Below are 8,724 nucleotides of genomic sequence, written 5' to 3'. Positions count from 1 at the left end.
AAAATGTATATCGTTGGCAGAAGAAATTATTTAGACCAATGATCAAAAACTTCATTGATGACTTTATTCTCGATAAAAATCATCTGCTACCACAGAGAATCTATAAATAATACTGCGTAAGTCCTATATTATTAAAACACATACACATTATTTGTTTAGCAGTAACTCAACAAAATTGAAGTACTTTTTCCAAGGATTAAAGAATTTAATATTTAATCTAATATCAGTTGCATTAACACCAGATCACGCCATTTACCAAACTTCTGCCCCACCTCAGGCATATAACCTATCTGCTTAAAACCTAATTTTTCATGTAACACAATTGATGCCTGATTTTCATGATCAATCGCAGCAACCATCACATGAATATAATTTTGCCGTGCATATTCAATCAGTTTCAGCATTAAGGCTTTACCCAAACCCTGTCCGATAAAGTCCGGATGAATAAAGACCGAATGTTCCACTGTATGTTTAAACCCGCTAATTTGGCGGAAAGAAGAATAATCGGCATAGCCGGCGATGTGTTTAGTCTCTGAATGTTCAGCGACAAACAAAGGAAATAGTTGTTCAGTAAGGCTTTTAAACCAGTTCTGAAAATCCTCAATAGACTTTGGTGTGCTATTCCAGGTCGCAGTACCATTTAAAATTTCAGCATTATAAATTTTCAGGATATGTTCTAGGTCTTGTGGTTGAGCAGGGCGGATCAGAAATCCCATGAGTATTTGCCGAACGAATCAATAGACCCTGGATTTTAGAAATAAACTTGATTTTCAGCAATAAAAAAAGCAAGACAGAAGCCTTGCTTTTTTAACGTTCAAAACGTGGTGCTTAGAAGTGATATTTAACCAAAGCACTGACGTCGTTTTGATCAACGCCTTGAATACCAAATTTGTTGTTCCAAACTGAGTGTTCGATACCCACATATAATTTGGTTTTAGGTGAAATGTGTTTACCTACATTCCATTTGTACTGGCTGGTCCAGTTCAATTCGCTTGCTTGAGCGCCTTTTTCAGCTGTTGACCAATCCAGGAAGGCATCTACCAGGAAATCTTCAGAACCCAATTTAAACGGAACTGCATAAGTGATCGTCATTTGATAATCATCTTTAGTGAAAGCTGATTTCGAATCGTTATCTACTTTATAGAAGTTCACATTGGCATACTGTGTGTATGGAATATCTAAAGCGAAACCAATACCGTACAGGAAGTTATTAAACTCTTGGTTTTGATCGTATCCGGCATTGTGTTCCCAAGTTGTCGCAATAAGGACATCTTTAATTGGACCAAAAGAAAGATCTTTTCCAGATACTTCGCCTAAGCTTAAACGTGGCGCTAACTCGAAATATGTATTTTGTTCATCATTGCCATCCAATTGATGGTCAACAAAGAAAAATACATCCGAGTATTTAAGTTTAGCTGCATATTCTGCAGTCACGGTCGTACGGTCTTCAGTACCCACTTTATAGTGATCACCATAAAGACCAGTTACGCTGAAGTCTTGCCATACCACTGGCGAAGCCTGTGTAAGTGCAGCTGTTGAAGCCAATGCACATGTAGCAAAAAATTGTGTAAGTTTCATTAAAAATATCTCCCCCGAGAAGCAAGCAAAGCATACAGATTCTTTAGCAAAAATAAAGCCAAAATTGATCAATGGTTAAAAAAATAGTCTGCTTTTCTCAGCGTACTCCTGATTAAAATCAAGACACCGCTTTGATACCTAAAAATACATGTTGATAAAAAAAGTAAAGCAGTTTGAAGAAGGCATTTTATCCGCAAAGAAATAATATGATATTTATCAAATTATTTAGAGGGAAAGTCAAATTCCTTATACGTTATAGGGTATTTAAAAAAAATATCAAAATACTACTTGCATAAGCTTCACCTAGACCCTTATATTCAAAGCATAAGGACACGAATCTGCAGAGTTAAAAGTGTTCATCATTCAATGTGGAGGAACTCGTTCCAAACTAGGTTGAAGATGCTCAGCGCTGTTGTTAACAGCAAGGTGAAACGTGCCAAGATAAGAAGTTTTGCACAAAAAAAGATTTGATGAATAAAGAGGATGAAATTATATGAACATTGAAATTCGTACCGATAAAAACATCCAAAATAGTGATCGTTTAATTACTTATGTTCGTGCAGAACTGAATGCTGAATTCCAACGTTATAGCGAACGTATTACCCATTTCTCGGTTCATTTTAGCGATGAAAATGGTCCAAAAGGTGGTGCAGATGATATTCACTGCATGATCGAAGCACGCCCGGCAGGTTTGAAACCGGTAGTGGTGAACCATCATGGTCATAATATCGATACTGCCATACATGGAGCCATTGACCGCTTAAAACGCAGTTTGGAACATCTATTTGAGAAAATAGATGACCCTCGTGCCGCAGTGCCGGTACTTGCTGAAACTGCAGAAGCCAGTGATGTGGACGATGTAAATGATTAAGCAACATCTTGCTTAAAGAAAAAAGCTCTTCGGAGCTTTTTTTATGGGCGTTTTAATACGCTATTTGGGACAGGGCAACAGAAATAAAAAATATACTCCTTATACATTTAGCTAAAACAAATGACAGTTTATTCGGCATAATAGTTAAAAAATGATTGAAGAGTATTTTCTCCATGTTAACAGCACAACAACAAGTCTTTGTACAGGCAATAGAAGAGCTGGATCTTGCTCAGGTACAACGTCTTTTGGCAGAAGGTCTCGATCCGAATTTTATTGATCTGGAAAAAGGTCCGGCCATTTCTGTCTGGTCCGATGGTTTGTTCAAATGGTGGGAGCATATTTGCGAAGCTTATGAAGCCGGTTCACCTTTATCTGAACAAGAAAAACAGCAGAATCTGGCAGTTCATCTTGAAATTTTAGAGGCGCTTATTCAAGCCAAAGTCAATTTACATTTATGGGATGCCGAAGAACTGTATGGTCCATTATGGGATGCTGCCAGCTCCGCCTGCGTGCCTGCAGTGCAACGTTTACTGGATGAAAAAGTAGATCCTAATACCAAAGATGAAGATGGTCAGACCATATTATCCTCGATTAGTGATTTATTCTTTGATTGTGACTTTGACGAAATCAACTGGTCAGAAGCATTGGCCGAAGAAAAGCAAACTTTAGAGTTGCTCCGTAGTTATGGGGCTAAAATGACTAAAGAATTAACATAATTAGTGAGACAACCATGTCAGTCGTAAAAACAGTAAGTTTCATTTTTGCAGCGGGTTTCAGTATCAATGCGATGGCTGCCGATTTTTCTTTTGACCGTCCAGGTGCGGGAATCGGCACTGGCATTACGCCCGTCGGTCAGCTGGCATGGGAACAAGGCTTACCTAGCCTCAGCTATTCAGAAAGTAGAGATGAAACCGGAATTAAAGTTAAAAACACCACTTTAAATGCCGACATGTTGTTACGTACCGGTTTAGCTCAAGATCTTGAATTGCAGTTGGGCTGGCAAGGTCCATCCTGGTCAAAAACCAAAGCAGCGGGTCAGTCTGTTGAAGAAGACGGTTTGGGCGATGTCAGCATTGGGGTGAAAAAGGCTATTAATCTGGATGATGAAAAGCTTTCTATGGCCATTTTAGCTGAAGCGATTCTTGCGACCGGCAATGATGCGTTTAGCAATCAAGATGATATCTACAGTCTGACTTCGGCTGTGGCGTATAATTATAGTGATGTAATTCGTACTTCCATCACCATGCGTTATGAAGCACAAAACAGCAATTGGGCTGTGACTGCAATCCCGAACATTGAATATAAAATTACCGATAAATTGTCCGGTTTTTCTGAACTGGTCTATCGTAAAGCTGAAAGTCAAGACTATGAATATGCACTGGGTTCAGGACTCATTTATGCACTGAATGAGCGTGTGCAAATGGATGCCAGTATTGGTGTGGACTTAAATGGTCGAGATAAAAGCTATCAATCAGGTTTGGGTGTTGCATTCCTATTTTAATTAAAAAAAATAAACTGATATGAAAAAGCATCTTCAAGACATGAGTTTGTGGTTTCGGTTCGCTATATGCGGATTGATCGGTAGTGTGATTGTATTGTGCTCCATGACACTGCAGGCGCAAGAGCAATTGCTTGCACCCGAGGATGCTTTTTCTTTTAGTGTTGAATCCAGTAGCACACATGAAGCCCAACTCAACTGGACGATTCCAGATCGCTATTATTTATATCAGCATAAATTTGAAGTCCGGCAAGGGACGCAAAAGCTGGCTTTAAAATTGCCGCCAGCAACCGATTTGCATGATGAAAATTATGGCCATACCCAGGTCTATTTTCACAAGGTCCAATTCACGGTTCCCACCGAAGCCTCAAAAACCTATCAGGTGACGTGGCAGGGCTGTGCCCAGGACCGGATTTGCTATCCACCGCAAACCATTGAGTTTCAGACCGATATTGACGGTTTGGTGCTGTTACAAAATCAGGCCAGAGCAAGCAAGCGTCTGCTGGATCTTTCAACATCTTCAAACAGTTCTGTAACTGGTCAAAACACTTTGAGTGCTGAACAGAATAGCATTCAACCGACAGCAAAGCCCGTCATACTCGATACTGCAAAAGATCAAATGTGGTCGGAAACACTGGCTGAAAGCTCTTTGCTGTATGGCTTATTGCTGTTTTTCGGTTTAGGCATCTTGTTGGCCTTTACGCCATGTTCATTACCGATGCTGCCGATTTTAACTTCGCTGATTGTCCGCGACAGTAAAGGGCTGAAAGCCTGGATGATTGCTCTGGTGTTTGTCTGCAGTATGGCCATGGTCTATGCGGTTTTAGGCTTAATTGCTTCATCTGCTGGTTTGAATTTTCAGCGCTGGTTACAGCAGCCTTCCACCCTGATTGCTTTTAGTGCGTTATTTGTTTTATTTGCACTAAATTTATTCGGTTTATTTGAAATTAAATTGCCCCAAGCTTTGGTCAACCGCCTCGATCAGGCCCAGTCGCTACAAAAAGGTGGCAGCCTGATTGGGGCAGGTGTCATGGGGATGATCTCGGCACTGCTGGTTGGACCCTGCATGACCGCACCTCTAGCCGGGGCACTGTTATTTATTTCCCAGAACCAAAGCCAGTGGCAGGGAGCACTCTTGCTGTTCACCTTGGGTTTTGGCATGGGAACGCCCTTGCTTCTGGCCAGTGTACTGGGTTCCAGGGTGTTGCCTAAAGCAGGGTTGTGGATGCACCAGATTAAGGTGCTGTTTGCCTTTATCATGCTAGCCTTGGCCCTATATTTTATTCGTCCGCTTATTTCTGAGGCCTGGCTGCAATGGGCAGGCTTAGGTTTAGGCATTGCTTTTATTGCGTATATCCTTTTTCGCATTCGGCAACAGACCCCGCTGAGGGCTTTATATGTACTGGTATTACTCGTGGTGATGCCTTATCTGGCTTATACTCAATATCAACACAGCCAGCGGTTTTTTATCGGGCAAAGCACGACCCAGGCCACTTGGCATGTGGCAAAAACAGCGAATGAATTTCAACAGCTCTTAAGTAGTGTGCCCTCCAATCAGCCGATTATTATTGATGTGTATGCAGACTGGTGTGTGGCCTGTCAGCCCATTGAACATCAGGTGCTAAAATCGGCTCAAGTCCAACAAGCACTTGCGCCGTATTTTCTGATTAAACTGGATTTGAGTAACTATGATGCAACGCATCAGGCTTTATTGAATCAATGGGATATTTTAGGGCCGCCCACCTATTTATTCTTGGATGCTAAGCAGCAGGAAATTCGTGGTTTACGTCTAACCGGTGCTTTTAGCGAGGCTGAATTACTGAAACAGCTCGATTTGTTTCAACAGCATATAGGACCATAATGTGATGTATCAGCTCTATATAGCCAATAAAAATTATTCCAGCTGGTCAATGCGCCCGTGGCTGGTGTTACAGGCTTTTCAGTTGCCTTTTCAGGAATTCATGATTCGGTTTCCCGCAGAACGCAACACGGGCACATTCAAGCAGGATGTATTGGCCATTAACCCCAATGGGAAAGTCCCGGTATTGATCGATCATGACTTGATGCTGTGGGATTCGCTGGCGATTTGTGAATATCTGGCCGAACGGAACCCCAATCAGCATTTGTGGCCACAAGATGTCAAGCAGCGTGCACATGCACGTTGTATTGTGGCGGAAATGCATAGCGGATTTCCCGGTTTGCGCAATGCCTGCGGCATGAATATCCGGGCCCATTTAGCCGATGTGGGTAAGCGTTTATGGCAGGACAATGCCGAGCTTAGGCAAGATGTGGCACGGATCGAACAGATCTGGTCAGAACGTCCAGAGGTGAACGGTTTTTTATGTGGTGAATTTTCAATTGCCGATGCATTTTATGCCCCGGTGGTGACGCGGCTTATGACCTATGCCTTACCGGTCAGTGAGTCGACACAGCAGTATATGCACACCATGCTGCAACATCCGGCCATGAAACTGTGGATGGAAGGCGCGTTGCAAGAACAAGCTTGGGTGAATTATTTAGAGTCGTATCAACAGCAGCCACTTTAGCAGGGCTTGGGCTCAGTAAACAACTCTGCCTGATAACACTTGACCTGATTGCGTCCGCAGCCTTTGGCTGCATACAGTGCCTTGTCTGCCTGGCTGAGCAATTGTTGCGAATTGAGTGAGGGACTGGATAGCGCAATGCCAAAACTTGCGGTGATCGGAATAGTTTCTCCCGAATCACTGCATAAATGAAGCTGTTGAATGGCCTGACGACACCGTTCAGCAATAATTTGTGCCTGTTGCAAAGAAGAATGATTTAAAATCAGAAGAAATTCTTCTCCGCCAAAACGGCCCAACATATCCCTATCTCGAATGATTTGGGAGAGTGCTTGACTGACCTGAATCAGGGTTTCATCGCCTTTATCATGCCCGTATTGGTCATTAATGCGCTTGAAATGATCCAGATCAATTAACACCAGTGCATAAGATTCATTGGGCTTGCGTTCCAGTTTTTCCAGACAATTGTTGATGCTGCGCCGGTTAAGAGTATTGGTCAGTGGGTCAACCTGACTTAAATGCTGAATCAGTTTTTCTCGATGCCGCCACTGGCTAAGTAAAATTTCAAATAAAATCAAACAAGTAATAAGAATTGGCACAATGAAATACATCATTGTCAGCACCCAAAACATATTCTGATAGGGTTGGGTGTGAAGATTAAACAACGGACCGTAGCTGATTTGACCTTGCAAGCCTAAATACCCGCAAACCAGTAAAAATAATGTGGCCGGGATGAGCGCGCAATAAACGATTTTACGCTTAAACAGCACCAGGCCCACCGTGAGCAGAGACATGTAAGTGATCATGGTGGCCGGACTGAGTACGCCGATCACATAACCATCACGACATAAAGACATGACCAAAATCCCCACGGATACATAGGGTAGGCATTGCTGTACCCAGGCTTTTTTACGCCATGCTGAACATGGGTAAATCAGCGCAATAAAGACCGTTAAAATCAGGATATTCATTTCCAGCTGTAGTTTGAGCAAGGGTAAATTTACCCAAGGCCAGACTTCAGGAGATAAAAGCACAAAAACTTTCCAGATAATCCAGATCATATGCACTGAACTTCCTAAAATCAGCATCAAAATGCATTTATTCAGGACACTCCAGTTCATTACACCCCCATCTTCTAACAGGTATTTCACAATTTTTTCTTTGAATGAGAAGGCATGATTTGGTGAAAAGATTGGCTTCATTCGATAGATATAATCCTTGGTTGTTTAAATCATAAATTAATGTGAAATAAGTAGATTTATTTTTAATAATTCACAACATAGCACGTTTTTTTAGTAATGGTAATGGTTGTTTTTTGTACTTTTTGGTCTAAAAAGTACTTTTAGCTGAATTATTGTTGTATTAAATATGGAACGTTGTGTTGTATATAAATGTATTATTCTATTTTTAGTGGTCGATTAAAATGCCTACATTGAATAAATAAAGATGAAGGTAACAGCCATGAAAGTTTTACATATCGATTCCAGTATTTTAGGTGATGCTTCTGTTTCACGCCAATTGAGTCAGGCGATTGTCACTCAGTTGCAAGCCAAGCATGCAGATGCGACCGTAGAATATCTGGATTTGGCACAACAGCCCATTCCACATTTAACCGCTGAAATTTTGATGGGGCAAGATGCTGAACAGGCAGCCTTAGGCGAAAAAATTATTCAGCAATATCTGGATGCCGACGTGGTTGTGGTGGGTGCAGCAATGTATAACTTTGGCTTGCCGTCTACGCTAAAAGCCTGGATTGACCGGATCAGTGTGGCCGGTAAAACCTTTAAATATACTGAAAATGGTCCTGTTGGTTTGGCTGGCGAGAAAAAAGCCTATATCGCCAGCAGTCGTGGCGGCGTGTATGGTGAAAATAGCCCGGCAGATTTTCAGGAAGGTTTTTTGAAAACTGTATTTAATTTCACCGGTGTGAACGATGTCGAAATTATTCGTGCAGAAGGCGTCAATATGGGTGCAGAGTCAAAAGATCAGGCAATTGCCAGCGCTTTAGCTCAGGTGCAAAGCCTGTAATGTGAAATCATCCTATCCATGATTCCTCTTGGGTCAGCTTCGGCTGACCTTTTTTATGGAATATGCTTCATCGCTGATTAAATGTAAGCGTCCGCTGAACACACCTTCTGAATTCATCCTATAAGCCTTAATTTAGTCCCCACTTAGAAACAAGTGGGGACTTAAATTTATGACTACAAATAATCAGACATCCATCGCATCTCTTGCGA

Annotated in this window: 9 protein-coding genes and 1 pseudogene; 7 read left to right on the top strand and 3 right to left on the bottom strand. The window is 41.8% G+C overall.

Annotated features, from left to right (window positions below):
* Window positions 1-110: pseudogene (locus FTU91_RS14635) on the top strand (IS701 family transposase); the annotation flags it as partial.
* Between the two features lie 102 nt (window positions 111-212).
* Here the strand turns inward: FTU91_RS14635 and FTU91_RS14630 are convergent.
* Complete coding sequence (locus FTU91_RS14630) at window positions 213-716, bottom strand: GNAT family N-acetyltransferase (RefSeq protein ID WP_166170578.1); 504 nt, start codon at window positions 714-716, stop codon at window positions 213-215.
* Window positions 717-828: 112 nt separating this feature from the next.
* Window positions 829-1,578 (bottom strand): outer membrane protein OmpK, encoded by a 750-nt coding sequence (locus tag FTU91_RS14625; protein WP_166170580.1) that lies wholly within the window; start codon window positions 1,576-1,578, stop codon window positions 829-831.
* A 493-nt stretch (window positions 1,579-2,071) separates the two neighbouring features.
* On the opposite strand from FTU91_RS14625, the gene FTU91_RS14620 reads away from it, so the two are divergent.
* From FTU91_RS14620 to FTU91_RS14600, 5 genes are all read left to right on the top strand, one after another.
* Window positions 2,072-2,449, top strand: coding sequence for an HPF/RaiA family ribosome-associated protein (locus tag FTU91_RS14620; protein WP_086196557.1), 378 nt, complete (start codon window positions 2,072-2,074; stop codon window positions 2,447-2,449).
* A gap of 173 nt (window positions 2,450-2,622) precedes the next feature.
* Window positions 2,623-3,165, top strand: coding sequence for an ankyrin repeat domain-containing protein (locus FTU91_RS14615; RefSeq protein WP_180082690.1), 543 nt, complete (start codon window positions 2,623-2,625; stop codon window positions 3,163-3,165).
* A 14-nt stretch (window positions 3,166-3,179) separates the two neighbouring features.
* Window positions 3,180-3,950 carry a transporter gene (locus tag FTU91_RS14610; protein ID WP_180082688.1) on the top strand — a complete coding sequence of 257 codons (771 nt, stop codon included), beginning with the start codon at window positions 3,180-3,182 and terminating at the stop codon, window positions 3,948-3,950.
* 103 nt (window positions 3,951-4,053) lie between these two features.
* Window positions 4,054-5,808, top strand: coding sequence for a protein-disulfide reductase DsbD (dsbD, locus tag FTU91_RS14605; protein WP_257221755.1), 1,755 nt, complete (start codon window positions 4,054-4,056; stop codon window positions 5,806-5,808).
* A 4-nt stretch (window positions 5,809-5,812) separates the two neighbouring features.
* Window positions 5,813-6,493, top strand: a complete 681-nt coding sequence (locus FTU91_RS14600) for a glutathione S-transferase family protein (RefSeq protein WP_180082683.1) — start codon at window positions 5,813-5,815, stop codon at window positions 6,491-6,493.
* Here FTU91_RS14600 and FTU91_RS14595 read toward each other — a convergent pair.
* Window positions 6,490-7,689, bottom strand: a complete 1,200-nt coding sequence (locus tag FTU91_RS14595) for a GGDEF domain-containing protein (protein WP_180082681.1) — start codon at window positions 7,687-7,689, stop codon at window positions 6,490-6,492. The genes FTU91_RS14600 and FTU91_RS14595 overlap by 4 nt on opposite strands.
* A 259-nt stretch (window positions 7,690-7,948) precedes the next feature.
* Here FTU91_RS14595 and FTU91_RS14590 point away from each other — a divergent pair, with 259 nt between their 5' ends.
* Window positions 7,949-8,515 carry an FMN-dependent NADH-azoreductase gene (locus tag FTU91_RS14590; protein WP_086196551.1) on the top strand — a complete coding sequence of 189 codons (567 nt, stop codon included), beginning with the start codon at window positions 7,949-7,951 and terminating at the stop codon, window positions 8,513-8,515.
* Window positions 8,516-8,724 lie beyond the last annotated feature (209 nt).

The sequence above is a fragment of the Acinetobacter sp. YH12201 genome (genome assembly GCF_013418145.1).
Taxonomy (GTDB): domain Bacteria; phylum Pseudomonadota; class Gammaproteobacteria; order Pseudomonadales; family Moraxellaceae; genus Acinetobacter.
This window is presented reverse-complemented; position numbering and strand designations above follow the sequence as displayed.

Bases quoted from the DNA above. Each gene is read 5' to 3' on its own strand.
- FTU91_RS14630 (WP_166170578.1), bottom strand. From the start codon at position 716: ATGGGATTTCTGATCCGCCCTGCTCAACCACAAGACCTAGAACATATC.
- FTU91_RS14625 (WP_166170580.1), bottom strand. From the start codon at position 1,578: ATGAAACTTACACAATTTTTTGCTACATGTGCATTGGCTTCAACAGCT.
- FTU91_RS14620 (WP_086196557.1), top strand. From the start codon at position 2,072: ATGAACATTGAAATTCGTACCGATAAAAACATCCAAAATAGTGATCGT.
- FTU91_RS14615 (WP_180082690.1), top strand. From the start codon at position 2,623: ATGTTAACAGCACAACAACAAGTCTTTGTACAGGCAATAGAAGAGCTG.
- FTU91_RS14610 (WP_180082688.1), top strand. From the start codon at position 3,180: ATGTCAGTCGTAAAAACAGTAAGTTTCATTTTTGCAGCGGGTTTCAGT.
- dsbD (WP_257221755.1), top strand. From the start codon at position 4,054: ATGACACTGCAGGCGCAAGAGCAATTGCTTGCACCCGAGGATGCTTTT.
- FTU91_RS14600 (WP_180082683.1), top strand. From the start codon at position 5,813: ATGTATCAGCTCTATATAGCCAATAAAAATTATTCCAGCTGGTCAATG.
- FTU91_RS14595 (WP_180082681.1), bottom strand. From the start codon at position 7,689: ATGAAGCCAATCTTTTCACCAAATCATGCCTTCTCATTCAAAGAAAAA.
- FTU91_RS14590 (WP_086196551.1), top strand. From the start codon at position 7,949: ATGAAAGTTTTACATATCGATTCCAGTATTTTAGGTGATGCTTCTGTT.